At 43.3% G+C, this 23088-nt stretch carries 20 protein-coding genes; 6 read left to right on the top strand and 14 right to left on the bottom strand.

The window, feature by feature from the left end; all coding sequences use genetic code 11:
- The first annotated feature begins 188 nt into the window (after positions 1 to 188).
- Positions 189 to 1136: a 23S rRNA pseudouridine(2605) synthase RluB gene (gene rluB / locus JMW94_RS08785; RefSeq protein WP_201604013.1), complete on the top strand. Its 948-nt coding sequence runs from the start codon at positions 189 to 191 to the stop codon at positions 1134 to 1136.
- Positions 1137 to 1270: 134 nt separating this feature from the next.
- Here the strand turns inward: rluB and JMW94_RS08780 are convergent, their stop codons facing one another.
- From JMW94_RS08780 to JMW94_RS08770, 3 genes are all read right to left on the bottom strand, one after another.
- The gene (locus JMW94_RS08780) at positions 1271 to 1828 is read right to left on the bottom strand and encodes a hypothetical protein (protein WP_201604012.1); all 558 of its coding nucleotides are present in this window, start codon (positions 1826 to 1828) and stop codon (positions 1271 to 1273) included.
- Between the two features lie 40 nt (positions 1829 to 1868).
- The gene (locus JMW94_RS08775) at positions 1869 to 2552 is read right to left on the bottom strand and encodes a hypothetical protein (protein ID WP_201604010.1); all 684 of its coding nucleotides are present in this window, start codon (positions 2550 to 2552) and stop codon (positions 1869 to 1871) included.
- Positions 2553 to 2795: 243 nt separating this feature from the next.
- A complete protein-coding gene (locus tag JMW94_RS08770; RefSeq protein ID WP_201539544.1) occupies positions 2796 to 3539 on the bottom strand; it encodes a hypothetical protein in 744 nt (247 codons plus the stop codon).
- Positions 3540 to 3706: 167 nt separating this feature from the next.
- Here JMW94_RS08770 and JMW94_RS08765 point away from each other — a divergent pair, with 167 nt between their 5' ends.
- Positions 3707 to 4309 (top strand): LysE/ArgO family amino acid transporter, encoded by a 603-nt coding sequence (locus JMW94_RS08765; protein ID WP_201581044.1) that lies wholly within the window; start codon positions 3707 to 3709, stop codon positions 4307 to 4309.
- A 127-nt stretch (positions 4310 to 4436) separates the two neighbouring features.
- Here the strand turns inward: JMW94_RS08765 and JMW94_RS08760 are convergent, their stop codons facing one another.
- The 4 genes from JMW94_RS08760 to JMW94_RS14870 form a co-directional block, all read right to left on the bottom strand.
- Positions 4437 to 5819, bottom strand: a complete 1383-nt coding sequence (locus tag JMW94_RS08760; RefSeq protein WP_201604008.1) for an NAD(P)-binding domain-containing protein — start codon at positions 5817 to 5819, stop codon at positions 4437 to 4439.
- A gap of 293 nt (positions 5820 to 6112) precedes the next feature.
- Positions 6113 to 6754 (bottom strand): MarC family protein, encoded by a 642-nt coding sequence (locus JMW94_RS08755; RefSeq protein ID WP_083475671.1) that lies wholly within the window; start codon positions 6752 to 6754, stop codon positions 6113 to 6115.
- A gap of 278 nt (positions 6755 to 7032) precedes the next feature.
- Entirely contained in the window at positions 7033 to 7893 is an 861-nt protein-coding gene (nadC, locus tag JMW94_RS08750; protein WP_201604006.1) for a carboxylating nicotinate-nucleotide diphosphorylase, read from the bottom strand.
- A gap of 170 nt (positions 7894 to 8063) precedes the next feature.
- Positions 8064 to 9152 (bottom strand): NUDIX hydrolase, encoded by a 1089-nt coding sequence (locus JMW94_RS14870; protein WP_227685468.1) that lies wholly within the window; start codon positions 9150 to 9152, stop codon positions 8064 to 8066.
- Positions 9153 to 9452: 300 nt separating this feature from the next.
- Here JMW94_RS14870 and nadA point away from each other — a divergent pair, with 300 nt between their 5' ends.
- From nadA to JMW94_RS08730, 3 genes are all read left to right on the top strand, one after another.
- Positions 9453 to 10592, top strand: a complete 1140-nt coding sequence (nadA, locus tag JMW94_RS08740) for a quinolinate synthase NadA (protein WP_201604004.1) — start codon at positions 9453 to 9455, stop codon at positions 10590 to 10592.
- Position 10593: 1 nt separating this feature from the next.
- A complete protein-coding gene (gene nadB, locus JMW94_RS08735) occupies positions 10594 to 12498 on the top strand; it encodes an L-aspartate oxidase (RefSeq protein ID WP_201604044.1) in 1905 nt (634 codons plus the stop codon).
- 77 nt (positions 12499 to 12575) lie between these two features.
- Entirely contained in the window at positions 12576 to 13469 is an 894-nt protein-coding gene (locus JMW94_RS08730; RefSeq protein WP_201604002.1) for a phosphatidate cytidylyltransferase, read from the top strand.
- Between the two features lie 131 nt (positions 13470 to 13600).
- On the opposite strand, the gene JMW94_RS08725 is transcribed toward JMW94_RS08730, so the two are convergent.
- Genes JMW94_RS08725 through JMW94_RS08715 form a run of 3 tightly spaced genes read right to left on the bottom strand, consistent with a single transcriptional unit; the run spans position 13601 to position 18397 of the window.
- The gene (locus JMW94_RS08725; RefSeq protein ID WP_201604000.1) at positions 13601 to 14428 is read right to left on the bottom strand and encodes an SDR family NAD(P)-dependent oxidoreductase; all 828 of its coding nucleotides are present in this window, start codon (positions 14426 to 14428) and stop codon (positions 13601 to 13603) included.
- 8 nt (positions 14429 to 14436) lie between these two features.
- The gene (locus tag JMW94_RS08720; protein ID WP_201603998.1) at positions 14437 to 15648 is read right to left on the bottom strand and encodes a patatin-like phospholipase family protein; all 1212 of its coding nucleotides are present in this window, start codon (positions 15646 to 15648) and stop codon (positions 14437 to 14439) included.
- Positions 15641 to 18397: an alpha/beta fold hydrolase gene (locus JMW94_RS08715; RefSeq protein WP_201603996.1), complete on the bottom strand. Its 2757-nt coding sequence runs from the start codon at positions 18395 to 18397 to the stop codon at positions 15641 to 15643. The genes JMW94_RS08720 and JMW94_RS08715 overlap by 8 nt, the downstream gene beginning before the upstream one ends.
- A 269-nt stretch (positions 18398 to 18666) precedes the next feature.
- Here JMW94_RS08715 and JMW94_RS08710 point away from each other — a divergent pair, with 269 nt between their 5' ends.
- The gene (locus JMW94_RS08710; RefSeq protein WP_201603994.1) at positions 18667 to 19578 is read left to right on the top strand and encodes a lysine exporter LysO family protein; all 912 of its coding nucleotides are present in this window, start codon (positions 18667 to 18669) and stop codon (positions 19576 to 19578) included.
- Between the two features lie 273 nt (positions 19579 to 19851).
- Here JMW94_RS08710 and JMW94_RS08705 read toward each other — a convergent pair whose 3' ends face one another.
- The 4 genes from JMW94_RS08705 to JMW94_RS08690 all read right to left on the bottom strand — a co-directional run bounded on the left by JMW94_RS08705 (position 19852) and on the right by JMW94_RS08690 (position 23047).
- Positions 19852 to 20322 (bottom strand): hypothetical protein, encoded by a 471-nt coding sequence (locus tag JMW94_RS08705; protein WP_201603992.1) that lies wholly within the window; start codon positions 20320 to 20322, stop codon positions 19852 to 19854.
- Between the two features lie 70 nt (positions 20323 to 20392).
- Entirely contained in the window at positions 20393 to 21592 is a 1200-nt protein-coding gene (locus JMW94_RS08700; RefSeq protein ID WP_201603990.1) for a hypothetical protein, read from the bottom strand.
- Positions 21593 to 21652: 60 nt separating this feature from the next.
- The gene (locus JMW94_RS08695) at positions 21653 to 22315 is read right to left on the bottom strand and encodes an OmpA family protein (RefSeq protein WP_201603988.1); all 663 of its coding nucleotides are present in this window, start codon (positions 22313 to 22315) and stop codon (positions 21653 to 21655) included.
- 12 nt (positions 22316 to 22327) lie between these two features.
- The gene (locus JMW94_RS08690; RefSeq protein ID WP_201603986.1) at positions 22328 to 23047 is read right to left on the bottom strand and encodes an OmpA family protein; all 720 of its coding nucleotides are present in this window, start codon (positions 23045 to 23047) and stop codon (positions 22328 to 22330) included.
- Positions 23048 to 23088: the final 41 nt, after the last annotated feature.

Below are 23088 nucleotides of genomic sequence, written 5' to 3'. Positions count from 1 at the left end.
GGCTAGATAAAATCTTATTTTAAAAATCTCGTTCAATTTACCAAACTTTTTTCTTATCGTTATATAACAATAACTTGATACAGTTTGTAGGAACTGGTTTACGTGCTAAAGTCATCAAAATAGCGTAGAATAGTCAATCCAATTTTTTACATTGAGAAATGTAAGCCCACCGACTCAAGGACATGATTATGAAAGATGAAAAATTACAGAAAGCCCTCGCCCGTATGGGTCTTGGCTCACGCCGTCAAATGGAAGAAGTCATCAAATCAGGGCGCGTTACTGTTAATAATGGCCCAGCGACCATTGGTGATCGCGTCGAACAAGGCGATGAGATTCGCGTTGACGGTCGTCAGATTAAATACACCTCTGAAAACGAGAAGCGTCGCCGTGTTATCGCTTACTACAAACCTGAAGGCGAAGTCTGCTCTGCTAAAGATCCAGAAGGCCGTCCAACCGTTTTTGAGCGTTTACCAAAACTGACTCATGATCGCTGGGTGATGGTTGGTCGCTTGGACATCAATTCAACTGGGCTATTATTGTTTACCAATGATGGTGAGATGGCGCATCGCTTGATGCATCCGTCTGGTGAAGTCACTCGTGAATATGCAGTCCGTGTATTGGGTGAAGTCACGCCTGAAATTGCACGTGCATTAACGGCTGGCGTTATGCTAGAAGATGGCATTGCAAAGTTTGAAGATATCAAAGAAGGCGGTGGTGAAGGCGTCAACAAGTGGTATCACGTCCAACTAAAAGAAGGTCGTAATCGCGAAGTACGTCGCTTGTTTGAATCGCAAGGCCTGAAAGTAAGCCGTCTACTACGCACGCTTTACGGTACGATTGCTCTACCAAAAGAGCTACGTACTGGTCGTTTCTTAGAACTCGACAGAAAAGACATCAATACGTTGACCGATCTAGTGAGCTTACGTCCTCGTTATGGTACGGGTCTGCATGGCGCAGCGAAAGAGAAACAAGAGCGTATCAGAAGCAAGCCGCTTAAAGCGCGTCGCGCTACTGACAGTCGTAGCGATAGCCGCAGTGGTAGCGACAATCGTAACAGCAGCGCGAAGCCTAAAAGTAGTGCTAGCCCTGCCAGCCGTGGTACGCGCAATACTCGTGACCGCAACGACAAGCGCTAATCTAGGTTTTTAATAGATCTTTTATAGACTAAGAATAGTGTACAAAAAAAGCTGCCAGTGATTATTCATCATTGGCAGCTTTTTTTTATGGCATTTATAGCAAGTCGTGATAAATATGACAATCTAGGCTTAGCTTAGCTATCGTGACTGTTGATATAGTTTTTCATTACTCGTAACTCCTGCAACTGATGCGTATCTATTTGCGCCAGTAACTTATCTAAACGCTGCTCAATATTATTTAACACGCTTTGTAATAACTCACTAGCTTCTGCCTTTTTTTCATTATCTGCATTGTCAGCGCTTATATTAACATTCGCTAGATGATGATGACTGGCAAGCATTTCAGGCAGCCTAGTGTGCAACATCTTATTCAATACAAACTGCTGTTCTGTTACCGCAGGCGTTTTATGCTGAGCTTGTAGTGATTTTTGATACACTTGATAGCGGGTAACTTTTTCATCGATACGTTTTAATTGGCGCAGCTGTAGCTCTGACAAATTTTTCAGGTGTTTTTTATTTAAGTTTAGTTGCTGCCAACTGAGTTTGGACAATGACAACGGTGCATCATAATCCTGATAAGTGAGTACACCTGGCGAAATACCAACCGCTTTGTGCAGCGCATGCCAGCCTTTTTTACCCAAATAAAAGGTGGTGACGGTCGTTACAATGCCAATGCCTATTAAGATGCTCATATACCCTTACTCTTCATCGTTTAATCAAACCACTTTGCCTTTACAATTTAATATTCTCAGCACTCACATTCTTACCAGTTGCGCCAGTTGGATTTTCAATCGCTTTAATTTCTATATTAGCACTATTGACACTACTAACATTGCTATCGAGCTTTTGAATATCTGTCGTAGTAGCAGGATTATTAAAGCGTTTTTGTAGATAGCGGTTAGTCGCCAGCAGCTTTTGACCATCTTGGTGATAAGAGGCATTCAATAAATCATCAAACTGAGTATTAATGGTACGTAATACATCTAATAGCGCTTCTTTTCCAGTCACATTAGAGTGCTTAATTTTGGTCGTGTCAGCGCGCGCGCCATCGCCCACATCTAGGTCATGCAAGCGGCGATAGTCAGTCACAGCAAGTGGCACATGCCTGTCCATTAGGTTTTGAATCATAATGTAGGTTTCATTGACCGTGTCTTTATCGTCTATCTTGCCATCATTATTGGTATCGCCATAAATGACCCGCAGCTTCTCCCCTTTTTCATTGATTTGGTCGAGTGCTGTTTTGACTTCAACAGGCAAGCTTTTTTCTGGGATATAACCCAATTGCGGCATCGCTTTGTACTCAAGCATTTTAGGCGCAGTCATTTTTTTGACACCACGATACCCCAGATATAACCCAGCTACCGGTAACACTCCATATAAAATGAACATGACAAACATCGCAGTAACTTGAGTCATTAGAGTATCCTAATTGTTGAATAAAATGGCTTGGTAAATTTCTTGTTATTTTAAACTTCTTATTATTCTAAATAAGATAGATAGTTATTATTAAACAAAAAAATAAGGCTCTATTAAAGCCCTATATTGTTATGCATTGCGTCGCTTGTGTGAAAACCATGTTAGGACGTGTCCCCAATTTAATCACAGCTCTGAATTATGTTAATTTTATAATGCCAATTAACAGCCATTAACTATTAGCCATTAACTTTTTGTCCGGCTTTTGACATAACGGTGCGTTGAAGCCAAACGATTCATTACCGTTTGATGCAGCTCATCTAACAATTCATCAAGCTCATAATCAATCTCTAAAAACAAATCCGTCAGCATGTCACCTGCCGTCATTTTTCCTTGGACCATACTGTTTTTGGTACGGTGCGGGCTAAAACGCTGTAATTGCTCGTAATGATGTAGGGCTTCTGGAATGCTCTCTGACACCAGCTTATCGATGACAAATTGGCGTTCATTATGCTGCTGTTGTTGCTGCTCATTGAGCTCACTGCTCCACTCACGATAGCGTTTTAACTTACCATTGATACGGTCTAGTATCGCAACCGCCTCGATGGGCATGGCGTTTAGGGTGGCTTCGTCGACCACATCAACAAGCTCAGTCATAATCGGGCAGCGTCCATGTTTGAGATACCATAAAGTATCGGGGTCAAAAGGTGGTCTATTGGTCGGGCGCATCTGAGCGCGATTGGACAGGTAGCGATCAGTCAATGGTGTCGGCGTTCTGATATCACTCACTTGCGCCAAAGCATCACAAATACGTTCGCTGCGCTCAGGCGGCGTCAGTACAGAACGCTGACTGACAGCTTGATCGTTTTTATCATTGTTTTTACTATTATTATCAGTCACCTCTATATCTTGACTGATAGCCATCTCCTGAGCATTTTTGGCTGCTAGCGTTGGCAGGTCATCTTGAGCTTGCCCAAATGACTTTAGCATTCTTGTCAGACTTACCACCATGACCTACCTTGCCCCTCGTCCCGTGCACGCTTATTGCGCTCGTATTGCATAGATTTATCCAATAGCGTATCTTAACAGCTTTTTACCGCTCTGCCAGTAAGCAAAATGTCAACACCTCTCATCCGCCCCCTGCTAAGCACACTATTATGAATGCGACCGACTACACCTCTGGATTCTTACTTGGGCTATCGCTCATCATCGCGATTGGCTCACAAAACGCCTTTGTACTCAAACAAGGACTCAAACGCGAGCACATATTTTTTGTCTGCTTATTTTGCGCGGTCAGTGATGCGCTATTAATCTCTGCTGGCGTTGGCGGTTTTGGCGCGGTGACGGCGCAATATCCGCAAGTGGTCAATATCGCAAAATTCGCTGGCGTCATATTCTTGCTAGGATATGGATTGCAGAGCTTATATGCCAGTGTGCGCGTCACACATGCACTCACCGTCGAGGGACAAGTCGTCACCAGCTTAAAAAAAGCCCTGTTATTATGTTTTGGCTTTACTTGGCTCAACCCACACGTCTATTTAGATACATTGGTACTCGTTGGCATGGTTTCAACGGGTGCTAGTAGTAAGCTGGCATTTGCAGTCGGTGCAGTCAGCGCCTCATTCTTTTTCTTTTTTGCGTTAGGTTATGGGGCGCGATTACTCAAACCATTATTTGCCAAACCAAAAGCGTGGAATATACTCGATGCTTTGGTAGGGATACTCATGTTGTATTTGGCGTGGCATTTGTACCAAAGTTAAAAACAACGATAAAGGCAAAAATAGGTGATAGGCTAAACCATTAACACAGCTCCTACATATAAGTATAAAAAAGCCAAACACCTTATATAAATGCGTTTGGCTTTTTGGAATCTGACACTTTTACTATTTACGATACTTTTTTACGCTTTTTAGGCTTAACGAAGGTTAAGTTCAAAAAATGCTCAAGCGAGTCATCAAGGACGTCCAACCAAGGCTCTGGCAACTCAGGCGATAGCGTGCCTGTTAACGTAGAGCGATACGCCTTTTCTCTAAAGGTCATGATATTATCGGCTTTATCTTTTTGCCATTCTTTTAAGATTTCACCCTGTTTTTCAACTGCAAATTCTGGATAATCGGTCGCATTGGTTAAATCACGAATATAAGCGGCTTGAAAGTCGATTGAATCGCTGACCGTCACGCACTTCGCATAAGTTGCCAACCACTTTTTCTCATCTGCTTCACGGTGTACCAATTCAGGCAATTCGATATCGCCCATCATCACATCACGTGCATACCATGCTTGAGCGTCAAACATATTAAAGGTGAAATACTGATCCTGCATACCTAAATAAATGAGCTTTGGGTTTGGCTGCCAGAAAATCCCTTTGTACAAGTTGGCTGGATATAAGCAGTTATGCGTTTGCAGACGTAACTCATCGGGCATAAAGGGGAAATGAAACAGGTAACCAGTACACATAATAATGGCATCAAATTTTTGACTAGTACCATCGGCGAAGTGCGCCACATCTTCTTCAAAATGGGTGACCAAAGGCACTTCTTTGATGCCCTCTGGCCAATCATAGCCGAGTGCTTGCGAGCGATAGCTGATAGTGACTGATTTGGTACCATACTTATAGCACTGCGTGCCAATGTCTTCAGCTGAATAACTACTGCCGATGAGCAAAATATCTTCGTCTTTGAACTCTAAGGCGTCACGAAAATCATGCGCGTGCAGAATGCGACCGGGGAAAGCTTCTAACCCTTCAAAGTAAGGCATGTTTGGCGTGGAAAAATGACCCGTCGCCACGACCACATAATCAAATTCTTCCACTTCTTGTTCATTGGTTTTATGATTCATCACCGTCACGGTGAATTTTTGCGTCTCATCATCGAATGATACCCAACGTACTGGGCATTCAAAGCGAATGTATTTTTGGATATCTTGTTTATCAATACGCCCCATAATGTAGTCTTTTAGGACTTCACGCGGTGGGTATGAGGGGATCGCTTCACCAAAATGCTCGTCAAACGAATAATCAGCAAATTCTAAGCACTCTTTGGGACCATTGGACCACAAATAACGGTACATACTACCGTGAACAGGCTCACCATTTCTGTCTAATCCTGTGCGCCAGCTATAGTTCCACATGCCACCAATAGCGTTTTGCTTTTCATAACAAACTATCTCAGGTAAGTCTGTTGCACCAGCCAATCGAGCCGCTTCGAAAGCGCGTAATTGTGCTAAACCACTTGGACCTGCACCTAAAATAGCAATTCTTTTATTACTCAAGACTAACTCCTATGATAATAGTTGTCTGTCCACTGTAACATATTTTTATGAATGGTGTTTTTTCGAATACTTTTGGTGATTAATTGGCCATAGCTTAAGACATGACTATTCTCCAAAAATGGCTTCTAACCGAATCTTTGGTGTTTAAATTTGATATGAGTTAGCACATGCTTTTCATTAGGGCGTATTAAATATGCATAAATCGGCACTGTCAGTGCTAGGGTTGAATACTGAACACGCCCATTAAGGAATAAATCAAAAAATTGACGGACAAACATAACGTAGCAGCGTCATTACACTAAATCAGGAAATAAAGTGCGTAAGCCATTAACGATAATTTCGATAGAAACTGCCGCCAATAACATCCCCATAATTCGGCTCATGATGTTCAATCCAGTATCACCCAGCAAGCGACTGATACGACCTGCCGCCATCAGTGCTAGATAACAAAACAGACTGATAAATAAACCAGCAATCAATATGGCAGATACTTGCAAAATACCAGATACTTGTGAAGAATAAATAATCACCGTCGAGATACCGCCCGGTCCAATCATCATTGGAATAGCGATAGGCACAACTGCTGCAGCCATAGTGGGCGGTGCGTCTTGTACATGGTCAACATCGAAGTTTTCTTGATCGGGCTTCACGGGATTACCGTCGCCATTCATCATATTAAGAGCAATCAAAAACACCAAGATACCACCTGCCAGCTGAAACGAGCCGATAGAAATACCAAGTGCTTTTAGTAATGTCTCGCCTGCTACCGTAAAAAAACTAATAGTGATAAAAATCGTCAAACAAGCAACACGCGCCACTTTGCGTCGATTATTCATCGAATAACCACGGGTCAAATCCAAAAATAACGTCAAAGCGCTAAAGGGATTAATCAGTACCATAAAGGCTAAGATTATCTTGATGATTTCAGTATTCACTGAGCGCTCGCTTGTCTATTAGTCAAATCGGGCAAAAAGATAAGGTCATCGTGCGAGTGCAACGATGACCCAATAGATGGTTAACAATAACTTTGTAGCTTATATTGTATCATAGGCAGATAAGCTAATTAAATCATTAACTTTGCTTACCTTTCTGGCAGCAGACTATCAACGAAAATAGAGGCTAAACATTGACCTATCAGCCACTATTTGGCGGGTAAATAACCTGATAAAGCTTAATCGCTAAAACAGGTATGTGAAGACAGCCATATTGAAAATTATGCGCTAAAATCAAGACCGATATCTAATGCCGTGGTACTGTGCGTCAAATAACCCATGGCAATAAAATCAACACCCGTTTTTGCTGCTGCTTGTACCGTTTCAGGAGTAATACCACCTGAAGCTTCTGTTCTCGCGCGACCTTTACACATCGTTACTGCCTGCGCTAGTATTTCAGGGGACATATTATCTAATAGCACCAAGCTCACACCAGCGTCTAGTGCCTGCGCTAATTGCGCTAAAGTATCCACTTCTACTTCGATAGGAATTAAATGCCCAGCGAAATCTTGGGCTTGTTTAATCGCAGTCTTTATATCACCAGCGATGGCAATATGATTGTCTTTGATTAAAATAGCATCGTCCAGTCCCAAACGATGGTTGCGCCCGCCGCCGCAGCGTACCGCGTACTTTTGTACAATGCGCAAACCTGGAATGGTCTTACGTGTACAAGTAATTTGCGCAGGATACTCTGCCACACTATCTACAATTTTTCTGGTATCTGTCGCAATGCCACTCAAGTGGGTCATAAAATTGAGCGCGGTACGTTCTGCTGTCAGTAAATGGCGCGCATTACCACGCACACTAGCCAAGACTGTACCCGCGCCAACCCATTCACCATCAGCAACTTGAGCCACAAACTCAATCTGAGGATCAACCATCGCAAACGATAAATGTGCCAAATCCATACCACATATCACGCCTGCTTGCCGCGCTTTAATCTCTAGCTTCGCTTGCATATCGGCTGGAATGGTGGCTTGTGATGTGACATCTCCGCGTCTGCCCAAATCCTCAGTTAGCGCAGCTTCAACCAAAGGTCTAAGCAATACGTCATCCAATGCTGGTTCTTTTTTGACTGTCATTTTTAACCCTTAAATAAACGTGGCGTTCATATATGCTTATGTAATTAAACTCAAAATGAGCATAAATATAGCGTAAAGTTAACAGCCTCGCAAGGAACCGTCATCATTTTGTGCAGCCGACAGGGTTTTATAATCATCAAAATAAAGATAGCAAGGTAGTATATTGATTCCTATTTACGCTTAGGCAACTTACTATCCATCAATAAGCTTTGTAGTTCAATATCATGACGAAAGCGATAAAGCTTGGCAGGGCGACCACGTTGAGCGCTACTACTCTGTCCTGTCTCCATCACAAGTTTTTGTGAGTCTAGCAAACGACGGAAATTTTGCTTGTGCAAGCGCACTCCTGAGAGCGCTTCTACGCTTTGTTGTAATTGTGACAAGGTAAATACATCTGGCATCAAGCCGAAAATAAGCGGTCGGTATTCAATTTTGGCACGCAGCCTTGAAATAGCCGTTGCAATCACTCGGCGATGATCATAATACATCGGCACCCCAATGAGCTGTGACCAGTTTTCAGGTAGCTTATTCTGATGGCTCGGTTGGTGAGCACTTTGATGAGTGCTTTGATAATTCATTGAATAGCTGGGTGGATAGTTTGGTGCTTCCGGTATCAGCCCCGCTTCATACAGCATCTCATAGCGCAGTAACACATGCTCAGCGACCCACTCTCTATTTTCATAATGCTCATAGGCTGTGTATTCATTATCCGCATTTTCACTTGTGGGCATATCACCTACTAAGAGCGCTTCACTTACACCCCAACATAGACCAATACGCTGACGGCGGCGCTGCTGAATGCCTGAATCTTTAGCGCTATCTGCCCAGCTCAATAATGCTGGCACAATATTATTCATAATGATGCTAGGTATGCCATCCAAATGATTTTCCCAAGGAAAGTAATCATACCAATCGCGCCACAATGCTTGGCTTTGTAGCTGCGGCGTTTGTGTCTCTTGCACCAGTCCCAAATAGCTCACGTAGACCAGTGCATGACCATCAACATTGCGCCTATTAGTATCGACAAAGGTGTATAGCTGCTCCAAATAACCAAGTGGTTGCTGTGTTTGCTCCTCAACCCATTGGCGCACACCCGCTTGCAATGAACGATGCAACGGCATCAATGGACCATTGGGTAACAGCTTTCCTTGATCAACGGTTAAGACCCGAGCGGTATGCTCAGTAATGGCGACTAGCACAGCCACGACTTCTGTGGTGCCACTACCTTGCTGATGCGCGTGTGAATAAGACAACGTCATGACTTTAGTGATTACCTTTTATTTTAATTATTAAATAAAGCTCAACTGCTAAGCTGTTGACCATTTGCTCAGTATAGCTTGAATCAACGATTATCATAGTTCGTGGTTGTAATTATATAAAGTGAGTCTTTATAAATCATAAATGTACAAATCATAAATGTACAAATCATAAATGTATAAAAAATACTTGTATTTATGCTCAAAATGAGCATAATTAAAACATCTGATTAGCCAGCGGTATTAATTGACTTATTTTTAGCGGCATATTGCTTGTCGTTACTGCCTAAAAGGTTTGCATCTATGAAAACTTATCCTTACGACGCGCCCATCATGAGTAATAACAATCGTATTGCCACTCAAATGAATATTGAATATGCCAAAGCTAAAATGCCAGCTGATCTGCCACGCGCTGAACGGCTTGCAGTTGAAGAAAATATCAAACAGCTATTAAATGCGAATAATGCAGTATTGGTCGCTCATTATTATGTCGACCCCTTTATTCAGGATTTGGCATTGGCAACGGGCGGTTGCGTGGGTGATTCGCTGGAGATGGCACGCTTTGGGCAAGCGCATAGCGCCCAGACCTTAGTGGTCGCTGGCGTCCGCTTTATGGGCGAGTCGGCGAAAATCTTAAGTATGGAAAAAACAGTACTGATGCCAGACCTAGAAGCCGAGTGTTCGCTTGATTTGGGCTGCCCTGCTGACGAGTTTTCCGCATTTTGTGATGCTCACCCTGAGCGTACGGTCGTCGTTTATGCCAATACCAGCGCCACCGTCAAAGCCCGTGCCGACTGGGTGGTGACGTCATCGGTTGGCATCGATATCATTCGCCATTTGCATGCTAATGGTGAAAAAATCATCTGGGGTCCTGATCGCCATTTAGGTAAATATATTGCTGCTGAGACTGGCGCAGATATGCTGCTTTGGCAAGGCTCGTGCCTCGTACATAATGAGTTTAAAGCGACCGAGCTAATGCAATTAAAAGAGGAGCATCCAAACGCCAAAGTATTAGTGCATCCTGAATCCCCTGATAGCGTGGTGGCGCTCGCCGATGTGGTAGGTTCGACCAGTAAGCTGCTGCAATCGACTTATGAGATGGATGCTGATACCTTTATCGTCGCTACCGATTTGGGCATCTTGCATGAGATGCAAAAACGCTCACCGAATAAGCGTTTCTTAGCTGCACCTACTGCAGGTGAAAGCGCCAGTTGTAAGAGTTGCGCGTTTTGCCCATGGATGGCAATGAATGGTCTAAAAGATATTGAACAGTGCTTGACGCAGCGCAGCGGTGAAGTTTTGATGACGCCTGAGCTGGCAGTCGCGGCTAGAAAACCCTTGCAACGCATGCTTGATTTTGCCGAATCACAAAAACAGCGTGTGACAGCGAGCGGCGATATTGTCAAAGACCGCGAGCTATTCGCCAATGTCGGGGCTGCCTAATATGAGTGCGGCATTGACAGCGGAATCATTAGGTCTCGATAGCCCTGCTGCTATGGTACAAAATGACGTACTTATCATTGGCGCGGGATTAGCAGGCTTAAGTACGGCTCTAGCATTACCAAAATCGCTAAACATTACCGTATTGAGCAAAGCCGCCTTGGAAGTCTGTTCCAGTCATTATGCCCAAGGTGGTATCGCGGCAAGCTTGGATAAAGAGGACTCTGTCGCTGACCATATCGCCGATACCCTAATCGCTGGCGCAGGGTTATGCGAAGCTGACAATACCAGCAGCATTTTAAGTGCCGGGCAACAGGCCGTCCAATGGCTATGTGAGCAAGGTGTGCCTTTTACCCAAATACCGCAAGAAGATAATGCAAAACCTGTCACCAAACTACAGACTGAACTACAAACTGCCGACTTACATTTAACCAAAGAAGGCGGTCATGGCTGTCGGCGAGTTGCACATGCCGATGATGCCACTGGTCGGCATATTATGGAAGCCTTGACTATAAAGGCTCAAAACGCTGCCAATATCACTATTTTGCCTTATCATGAAGCGCTGAGCCTTTTAACAGACAGTGCCAATCCAAATAAGCCATGCCAAGGGGCGCAAGTTTTTGATCATAATAATCAACGACAACTGACTTTTTATAGTCGCGCAGTCGTACTGGCTAGTGGTGGCATGGGTCAATTATTTAAGCGTGCCAGTGCACCCAACGTCTGTGTCGGCGATGGTGTGATGATGGCATGGCAAGCAGGCTGCCGCTTAGCAAATTTAGAATTTATCCAATTTCATCCGACGGGCTTAGCAGTGGCAGACAGTGGTTTTTTAATATCGGAAGCACTACGCGGTGAAGGTGGCCGGCTGACCTGTCCGCAAACTGGCAAACGCTTTATGTTGGAAACTGATGAACGGGCAGAATTGGCACCACGCGATATAGTCGCTCGCGCCATCGCTGAGCAGATCAGTAATAACGGACTTGGCTACGTACATTTAGATGTCAGTCATTTGCCAGACCAATTTTTACGGGAGCATTTCCCACAGATTTATCAAACATTATTCAACCTCGGCATTGATATGACTAGGGAACCTATCCCCGTTGCCCCGACTGCGCATTACAGTTGCGGTGGCGTGGTTACTGACGCCAATGGTGTAACCGATGTGACAGGGCTTTATGCAGCTGGCGAAGTTGCCTATACAGGTTTGCATGGTGCGAATCGCTTAGCAAGTAATTCACTTTTAGAATGCGTAGTCGTTGGGCGCAATATCGCTGCTGACTTACCGCGATATTTAAAAGCATTAGAAAATCTAAATCACGTTACCAGTTATGATCACTCAGAGTTATTAGCAACTGCCATTTGGACAGCACCAACGCTTAAAGATAGTCAGCGCATTACTTTGCCATCGTCTACTGAATATGAAAGCTATACTAATGATAACGTCAATATAAATGCTGACACCACTGGAATAACCGCAGAACTGAAAGCTTTGATGACCTCCCATATGGGCATTACTCGTGATGCTCAGCAGTTAGAACAAGCACTTTTACAAATACAGCAATGGCAACAACAGCTTAACTGTTACGACTCTAATCAACTAAGCATCTATAATAAAGACAACGCTACTATTTTGAATGAGCTGACACTATTTCAATTAGCACGACAATTACAATTAGCCACATTGGTTATTCAATCTGCTTATCAGCGTCATGAGAGCCGCGGTGGTCACTATCGTCAAGACTATCCACATTTGGCATCCACACCTCGAACCAGTGTGATTGCACCCTTATCGAAGTTGAGAGAAGCTGACAAAACAGGCAGCAAAGAGGGTGGCATTGATTGGCTGCTTCAGCCTATAATCGATGACACAGAGGCTAGAGTGGTAAATACAGTTGCTAACATCTAACAGCAATTGGAGGCCGCCATTTTAGCCATGAAAAACGGTAACTTGCCGTTCTTTATTGACCTTGAATTGCTAAAAATATGGCTACTGATTTGCAGTTTGTGATCGGACTTATGATGGTCGTCAGTGTGACTTGGGGCATGCTTGCCCTACCTCGCTTACGTCAGCGCTTACCGAAAATCTATTTAATCGCGCGCTCATGGTGGCTCATGTTAGCGGCGCTTTGCGCGTGTTACGTTATCGCTAAGGTAACGAATAATAGCCAACCCATGCAGCCTCCTACCTACCCTTATCAGTGGCTACTCATCGCTTTTTTTGTTTTAATTGGTTTGCGTGGCTGCTATGAGATTAAACGTTTGTGGTGCTTACATAGCAAGTCGGGGCTGATTAAAAAGCTGCAAGCACGTGGTTTACAGCCCATGACCATACCTTTTAGCCAAAATCCTGCTCATTCCTCTCAAACTTATACGCGTCTAAATCTGTTAGACCTAGTCTTTAGCTTTGTTTTTATCGCCCTGATTGTCAGCCTCATTGCTTTACAGCAACTGGTCTGGCAGCGCGAGCAGTATGGCGTTTTATTTTTTGTGTTATTCGCCAGTCAATTTAATGATATTGCCCAGTATTTATGCGGACGATTGCTTGGTCACAAGCTATTTAAGCGTGGTCTTGCCCCAATTATTAGCCCGAATAAAAGTATCGAAGGCGCTCTTTTCGGCAGTATGCTAGCGGCGATATTGGCAACGCTATTAGGCATTTGGCTCACGCCTTTTAACTGGTGGATTTGCTTATTAGCCGCTTACGGGTTAGCGGTCAGTGGTATCGCTGGAGATTTATTAGAATCCGCCTTTAAACGTCAGCACGGGGTGAAAGACACAGGTACGATGCTCGCCGGACATGGCGGCGTATTAGACAGAGTAGATAGCTTGCTCATTGGCGTGCCGCTATTTACCTTGTTTTATTGGCTGCTTGGGTAAGCTGGTATAGTCGATCTACTTTTAAAAGAATATAGTGCTACTGGGATTAATTATTCGCAGCCTCTGTCGGCGTATGCACAGCAAGCAAGAAAAATTGCTACCAGTAGCACGTTATAATAGTTGTATTTCCTTTATTTAGTATATCCAGTAGGTTTATCCAATCTACTACGCAATATCAAATTTAGTAATGGCTTTGGTAAATGGTTTAGCGCCCGAGTAATATAACGCATGGAGCGCGGAAATACTGCCAGCTCAACATCATCATCAATGGCTTGCATAACATTCTCAACCGCCGTTTGCGTACTGATGACGAATGGCTTATGACTGGCATCGCCGTCATTCAAATCGCGTAATGCTTGAGTATTTATATAGCCTGAGGCGATGCAGTTGACTTGGATATGGTACGGCACAAGTGCCGCTCGATAAGCGCTGGCAGTCGCAATCATGGCGCGTTTGCTTTTGGCATAAAGACTGGCATAAGGATACTCCATAGTACCGGCGATAGAAGCGATACAAATCAGGCTGAGTTTGTTGCTTTTATTAAAATCCAATGAATAACTTTGCTGTTTTAATTGCTCACTTGCCCACCTAAAAACTTGTTCGAACGCTTGCAGATTAATTGCTAGCATTTTATCGCTGTCAGCTTGACTTAGATGATGGACACGCTCATTGGTGTAACTACCAGCGCTATAAATCAGTCTTTGAAAACTGATATCAGATAAAATCTCTAACAACGTTTGTGTTTGCGCGCTATCGGTTAAATCACAGCAGTGAGTGACAATATTAGGATGCTGACTATTGATATGGGCTATCTTCTCTACGCTATGACCAACCACGCTCACTTGCCAGCCAAGCGCCTGATGATGCAATGCTAATGCCAAGCCAAGACCGCTCGTACCGCCAAAAACGACAATATGTGATGGCTTATGAGCTGAAGTCGACTGTGTGATGTTTTTCATTTTAGAGTTCATAGACCATGCTGCTGTATATAGTCAGCCGTAAGCTGATACCCATACTGCCATTGCGCCTGCATTTGCTGCACAAAACCATCATAGTCACCGTGAATAAGCTCAACGGTCATTTGCTTTATATTAAAACGCTTTTGTACATGCTGTCCTGCCAACTTCTGACTATTATCTGCAAAGGGCAACCAGTGTAGCTGATTCACTCGTTGATAAGTTTCAGCAGAATCGGCGAGCGACTGTATTTCCGCTGACTCATAACCATGCACCTGTGCCAAGCGCTCATTTGGGTCAAAACCAAAAACACGCTGAATCGCAGGTGCAGCAAGATAAGAATCATAACCTGCCTTGGTCTCTGCAAATACCGTCTGTCCCAGTTGACATGCTAGCTCAATAGGAGTGAGATTAATAACGCCACCCAAACACCAGCCGAGCGTTACAATATGCATGGGCGGTAGATAATACATATCTGCCATAGAAACACGAACCGCTGAATTAAATTCCCACTGCTTTACGATATTTACTGACTGATGGATACGCCTATCGGCAAACGTATGCACTGGTGAGTTAAGCATTTGCTCAAAGTGCTCTGATGCTGCCAAACGCGGTGGCGCAAATAATAACTCTTGTAGTTTAAACTCATCGTAAACAGAACTATCAGCAGTAGGCGTTTGATTGCTGGGTTGATTGGGCGCTTGATACAGTCGACTGGCGATAATGACTATCTCTGGCGCGGTAGGGTTATATAGATTACTGTGATTAGGAGAAAAATGAGACAATTCATCTAGCCACTGCCCTTCGTTATTTATCCGAAACATCGCTAAATGCTGCAACTCACTTAATAGTCGATCGTAGCTATCTGCTTGCTGCTGTTTTTGGCGGTTAGAAACCTGCCGTGACAAGCGCCAGCGTTTAAGCGCCTGCGTCATATAACGTATCTTTAATCGCCTATTGGTTTCGTCTGGCGCGACATGTCTGATTGCTGTAATGGCACGGTACAACTCACGGCTGCACATGAGCTCCTGCAAATCCTTGGGGTCAGGCGCTAGATTGACCAAATAAGCCGACAGACTGCCACCGCAAGTGCCGACGATGATATCTGGCGTCAAATCATGAGCAACCAATGCCGCATAACTGCCCAAATAATAGCCAAAACGTGCGCCGCCCCCTGAAAAAAGCTGCACACGCTCATAAGGCTTGGCATGCGTATTATTCATGATTGGTTGAGGTGACTTTAATTGCCAATGACACGGTAAAGATACCAAAACGATCGATACGCATGGCGACTTTCTTAAAGCCAGCATTCTCAACCAATTGATCCATTTCCGCTTGTGAGCGACAGCGCATCACCCAACTACTGCCGCGATGATTGTTTAAGGTTTTGCTAATGAATTCCTGTTCAGGATGCCACGGCTGATTGGTATAAAGTAAATAACCATCAGATTTTAAACTGTCATAAATGCCTGCTAATGCCGTCGCTGGTAGTGTATTGTCAGAAAATAATTCAAACACGCCAGAAGCAATGGCGATATCAAATTTTTTATCGTCAAGGCCTTTAGTATTGTCACTTTCCTTCTGTAAATAAGAATAACTGGCAGGGTCAAACGCATCTTTTTGACAAGTCATCACGCGATCAGCAATCTCTAACTGCTCCGCCTTTGCCTGTAAGGCTTGGATATTATGCTGCTCATAATCGCGTAGCTCAGCGTGCAAGTTAGTAAACTCTGTCAACAAATCAAACGCATAAAAACCATGCCCACTGGCAATATCGAGTAGTTTTGGTTGGTATGGTTTAGTACTGCTCTGATTTTTGTCTTCAATATCTGCCAGAGCTTCACGTGCCAGCTCCAATATATGCTCACGGCGGATACGAATTCCTTGCCAACCAATATTGCTCAAGTAAAACTTATCGACTGCTTGACCAAATTTATTTTGACCACTGGGCTGATTATAATAAACGTGATCGAGCGAGTGCCCCGAATCAAACCCATGCTCCAGTCCTGTGGCAATCGCGTCGCTGACATGACCAAATTTTTGCATGGCAAATCGAGTAATGGCAAAGCTCGGATTAAAAGGCTTAATCGCTAAACGGTCAACCTTATCTTTACTGGCACTATTCATATGCGCCAAGCTCAAATCAGGCGCTTTAATGTCCTTACTGAATACTTGCTCAGCGAAATTAATACAATCCGCAAAGACGTCTGCCTTATTGGTCTCATGAAAAATCGCATGATAGCTGTCTGGATATAATTGCCAGCGTTTATCAGTCGTATTAATCGCCTCATAAAAATCGCGCTCTGCCTGCTTATCGACCACGTAATCCTTGCCTGCACATAATACAAACGTCGGTACGGTGATAGCACCCGCATCATCGAGCAAGCGTTGACCCGTTGCATGAGTATCGATGAGTAAATCGGTCGAGATACTGTTTGAGATGAGCGGGTCGGCATTATAAGCTTGCTGCGCGTCTTTATCATGGGTTAAGACTTGCGCTTTGACGTAACTGCTCACGCGTGACATCAGTCCAAGCGCGCGAGCCACCTTTAGCGACGGTATGGCAAATGGCATGTATAAGCGAATACTCAACGCTGGTGTACCCAATATCATGCCGCGAATATTTGGAGCATAATCATGTACCCATGCTGCTGCGAGTACCGCGCCGATACTACTGGCGACGATTAAGGTATCCTCGATAGCAATGCCCGTTTTACCGATAACCAATTGCACAAAGCCGTCTAGATCGCGCTCAAGCTCGGTGACGCTTTCGGCATGATCCTTGATACCACCCGAGCGCCCATTACCACGCGCATCCCAAGCGAATACTTGATAGCCTGCTGCCGCAAACTGTTGCCCAAGTTCTGCTAGTCGTCCCGAATGCTCGTGACCACGATGTAACAGAATGACTTGACGCAGAGGCTGACTGGCTTTTTTTATACCCTCTAAAGGCATCGTCAGCCAATAACGGTAATAAATCGCCGTGCCATCGTAAGCATTGTAGCAACTTTCACCGCTTATCAATTTGGAAGACGATAAATTGAGCGTATCGCTAACCTGCTCCACTTTTTCATGACTATCGAGAGGGGTGGTCGGCATTGTCTTAGGCTCCAAAAAGGAAGTTTTAATAGCAGAATTTGATAAAGGGACATTTAATAAAGAATAATTTGATGAAACAGCATCGAAAAATAGCGTATTGGGTTGACCAACATTCTCTTGGCAACCAAGAAGAAAAACTGATTTGTGCGATGACTCTGGTATTAACTTAAGAGTTTCTGAGTGATTTGAGCGAAGCGCGGGTGGTTTACGTATCAAGTATAAATCTGCCATATAACGCAGGCGATTCAAGCAGGTTTTTAATAGTAGTGCCTCTGTGAGTATAAATAATTGCCCTACTCTGATATGAGATAACGCGCTCGGTGCTTTAATTGCCATAACAGTGCCAAGCACGCCGAGCACAAAAGCACGATCGCTTTTGCCTAGAGGTCCTTGGTTTGCTCTAATGTCTAACATCGTATTACTGGTGATACCTAGTAACTCGGTGCTGATACTAAGCGCAATCAGACCGACAATATGACGCTGATGGATTGATATACGGTTTGGTAAATTGACTGCCGACGCTTGTAAGTTACCATTAGCAACATGCGGAGCTAAACTTGCGATAAGCGCCGTATCAGCCACGATATCACCCACTTCATTAAGCACTGCACCAAGCCTTGAGGCTTGCCCATGCTCACGCGCCATCATGCCATCGATAGCATTGAGCGCCATACGCACAAACAGTGATGAAGGTAACAGCAACCATAATGCCTGCTGCTCAGTTGCGGGTTTGGCAATGACATAAGCCGTACCAAGGCTCAGTAATACGGCTGACACCGTCACTTGATTGGCAGTCACCTTTTGCTCGACCAACGCATCACTTATTGGGCGCAGCTGATCTTGAAACTGAGACTTGAGCTGATATAGCGACATGAGGCAAGCCAAATATAGTAAGTCTATTAATGTAGCAACAAAAGTTGGTCAGGTAAATACTTAAGCGTTGTTAGCAGTCAAATTATCATGAATGAAATCCTGACTTACGGCTTAGTGATTCACGATTTTATCTTAACGCTCAATAGTTGGTCGTTAAACAGTCGGCTTTTACAAGGAATCTTAGCCGCTCATGGCAGCATTGATCGTTTCATGTGATACAATTTCCAGCTTCTTAAAAACGCCTTTGAAAATGCCGCGAGCCAATCACCATGCAAAGCCTAGTTACCCTTGTTCTGGTATTAATGCCAATGTTTATTGGCTTTGCCATTCCTTCTCATCCAACCATGACAAAGCTTGCAGATAAAGGCTTATCTTATCTGGTATTTATCATCTTAGCGCTGATTGGTATCGAGCTGTCACAAGTTGAAGGACTTGGCAGTCAGATAGGCGAAATTGCCCTTTATGTGACTATATTATCGATATTGACAATTGGCAGTGGTTTGTTTGCCCTGATGTTATTTGACCGACTGCGTCCATGGCATGCCAAAAAACCCAGCGTAAAATCTAAAGAACATCGCGTGAGTATCCGTGGTAGCCTCGCTCAAGTCGTTTGTGTGGTCATTGGTATGGTGATTGGTTATTTCTTACCAGACAATTATATGCCGCCTGAAAATACGATGACAGTGATGCTGATGATATTAATTTTGTTGGTCGGCATTGGCTTAAAAGGCTCAGGTATTACGCTAAAAGAAGTGCTGCTGAATAAGCGCGGCGTTGAGATGAGTATCATCTTTACACTAGCTGTATTGGTTGGTGGCTTGATATTTGCGCTGATGTTCAGTGAGGTATCGTGGACCAAAGGCTTGGCACTGGCATCAGGGTTTGGTTGGTACTCGCTATCAGCAATCGTCATGACCGATGCTTATGGCGCGGTTTGGGGCAGTGTCGCGCTATTTAATGACTTGGTGCGTGAGTTTTTTGCATTGATATTTATTCCCGTGTTTATACGTAAATATCCATCAGCAGCCGTAGGACTTGGCGGCGCGACCAGTTTGGATTTTACCCTGCCAATTATTCAACAATCAGGTGGTCTAAAGGTCGTGCCATTGGCGATTAGTTTTGGCTTTATTATTAATATTGTCTCGCCAGTTCTGATGGTGGTGTTTTCGGCGTTGGGGTAAGAATAATATTTGACGGTTGAAGAAAATCAGTCGTTATTATTCGAACAGTTCACAGTGCTTGGCATATTCACCATATTTTTGCATATCAGAATCATATTCAAGATTCATCAAATCATGAACTTCACTACTCGCCATTAAAGTTGCGCGGCGTTGTTTTGCCTCAATATTTTTAAGAGTGAGCTTTTCAAAACTTGGATCTATAAACGCTGTATCTGTAACTATAATCTTATTTGAGCACTCATAAGTACGGATACGCTCAGCATCGATATTATATTACAACACTAAATTATTATTAATAATTAGCGCGCGATTGCGTGATAAAGAATCGAAACCAAAAGTCGCTAAAGCATCTTTATCTATTTCACTTGTCGCTGCATGACCGAAAATAAAAACATTGGCTTTTGGGCGATCATTAAGATTTTCTGCTATTTTCACAAATACTGCATCATAGATATCAGATAGCTGACTGCTCATTTGCGAGAAAAACCCATTGAACTCCATTTCAAGTGCCTCGCCTCCCTCAATTATTATTTCACAGCCTTTAGCATCAATTACTACATTGGGTCGCGTTTCAGGGCATTCGTCTATAGCATCAAGCACACCATCGCCATCTAAATCGCTATCTGCCTGCATCGTTCTGATATTTTCATCTTTAGGTAGCTTTTTAGACGGCGCAGTTGTATTAGTTTGACAACCAGCTAAAGCAATAGATGCTATTAATAATAAAACGCTATAAAGTCTCATCAGTAGCCTTCTTCTATATAATTAAATACTACTTTAGCATTCATAAAAAATTAATTAAAAAAAGTATAACCTAAGCCATCTCTAGATTTTTTTCCACCTGACACGCCTTATCATGCCACTGGATAAACTCATCAATATGAGAAGGTGCTCCACTGCCACTTTCCCTAGCAACCTCTTTACCAATCATACTATCGACATAATGACAAGCACGATAGCCTTGGGTAAAACGATCATAGTCAACAATCCACTGTTTACGCGCTTTTAACTCATCTTGACGTTGCTCAATGCTATTGTCCACATCGGTATTATCAGAGCCAAACCAAAAGTCCTTAGCAGGGATATCTTTAGCCAACTTATTATTTTCAACCTCACTCAAACGCCACGGCTTGGCAGTGAGCCGCGCTCGAAAGCACTGCTGCGCTTGGCATAGACGAACATAATTGGCATCTGCATGGAAATACTCAAACCACTCCGTGACCACGTTATCACTTGGCGATACAACATCGTGAGTCGCAATAATACGAAAGCCTGCAGGTGTTTGATATAAACGAAAGCATTCGGTAGGATGATTCGCAACACGTTTTTTGATTAAATCCGTCATATAGGGCAGTAGTGAGGCGGCATCATCGGCATATTTTTGCGCGCGGGTTTTGTCTCTGACGTTGGCTTTTTGCCACAAATAAGCAGTCGCACCAAACATAACGACTAACAGCCATAACCATGATAGTCCTAGCCAAGCGATGACACTGGCAATAATTATAAAAACAACAACAAAAAGCCAAATTTTAATTTTGCTGGCGGGATTGCTTTGATTAACGAGGAAGGCAGACATAAAGCCATGATGGTTATAATCATCAGGATAGTTATGACGTAATAAATCATCATTATCGACATCGATAATGGCAATATTATCGACGTTGGCGACTTGTGCGCCATAGCTGTTGCGCGTGACAATGAGCTTCGTTACTGCTGCACTATTATTAGATAATTCATTTTCTGGAAAATCATGCTCATAAATAATCTTTTCACGAATAGGAATGCTATTGCCTTCGTTATACTCTTCCTTGCGCTCACGACGTAAGATATCTTCACCTGCCAGCCATCGCTCATGGGCGTCATCTACTCGCGCTTTAGCATGGGATAGCGCTTCCATTTGGCTGACATCCGACCAACCGTAACGTTTGATAGTGGCTTGCTTGGAAGGGTTACTAGACGTTTCTAGCGATTCAAAGCGCTGTTTGTGTTGCGCCCAGTATTTAGGGATAAGCATGAGATTTGCCTTCGAGTAGTTATTTTTATCTTATGGTTATTTATTAATAAATGACAAAAACTAAAACTCGATACACCTGTTTGAGCCTAGGTCATTTTGATGATAATTAGCTTTGTGGTTTTTTAAATCAGTTACTAAGCTATAAACTCTACGATTCATAGATCTGCCTTCCTCGGTATCAGAAGGTGCAATAGAACCTTTAATACCGCAATCGAGAGTAGTCAGACGACTAGACTCGATTTTGTGATTTAAAACTAGGTAGTTTTTAACAATGAGTGCTCTATTCTTAGCTAGTGAGTTTGATTGCAACATTGAGGTAGAAGCTTTATTGACCTCATCCTTCGAGACATGAGCTTCAATTTTCATAGTAGCCGTATCATAGTTATTCATTTGTTCTGCTACTCTATCAAGCTCATCATGATACTGTGGCAGTAATTCACTGCTGTCCTTGGTAAAAAAAGCACGATACTCCATCATTGGAGGCATACCAATAAGACTTGTAATCTCAGGACAACCTCTTTCGTCCACTACCACGTTCTCTGTCGTATTTGGGCATTGATCTAAATCATCAGGCACGCTGTCGCCGTCGCTATCTAAATTAATCAGAATAATTGGCAAATTAATAGTTTGAGCTTTTTGGTTAGACAAGTCATGTGTTTGACATGCGGATAGCGTTAAGACGCTGATTAAAACAACAAGTATACTTCTCAATAGCGTATTCATAAATTATTTCTTCTAAAGCTGCTGACAGACTTCTTTATAATGCTTCAAAGAATGCTGCTCATCAGGGTAATTCCTAGAATATGCTTTATCAGCTTCTATTACCGCCCCAAAAACTCTTTGATTCAACAATGACATTTCAGCAGCATGCTTTTCAGTTTCAATATTAGCACCTTCATTATTAACACCAAGCTGAATTTTATCCCTGCAATCAAACGCCAAAATTTTATCAGCAACAATCCCTTGCTCTACTAAATAATCTTTGACTAATTTCACGCGATTACTCGCTAAGCGTCTATTATTAGGCGTGGCGTTAGTGGCTTGACGGTTTTCAGCTTCAGCTTTGGAGATATGGCCTGATAAAATGGTAACTAAGTCAGGATTGTTACGCGTTTTTTCAGCGACCTTTTGTACTTCAGTTAAATAAGCTTCGTTGGTTAGGGTAATACTATCTGAGGTGAAATAGACTCGAATATCCATTACTAGTGACCCAATCAAATTGACCGCCACTGGACAACCATAGGGATCAACCTTGACCCCTTCAGCAGTGTTAGGACAGTTATCAATTTCATCGGGCACGCCGTCATTGTCTGTATCTGCAAGTGGTTCTATCAATACTTTAGGTGTGTTGTCTGCCTTTTTATCTATTGTATTATTTTTAGGTGTAGATTGGCAGGAGGCTAAAATAAAACTAGCTATTACGATGGCTATCGCCATCCATGACTGAGTCTTCATACGCCATCCTTAGTTTAGTTAAAAAGTTCAATTAATAATTT

The sequence above is a fragment of the Psychrobacter immobilis genome (assembly GCF_904846185.1).
Classification (GTDB): domain Bacteria; phylum Pseudomonadota; class Gammaproteobacteria; order Pseudomonadales; family Moraxellaceae; genus Psychrobacter; species Psychrobacter immobilis_B.
The sequence above is the reverse complement of the archived record's forward strand: the minus strand, read 5'-3'. Positions and strand labels throughout refer to the sequence as shown.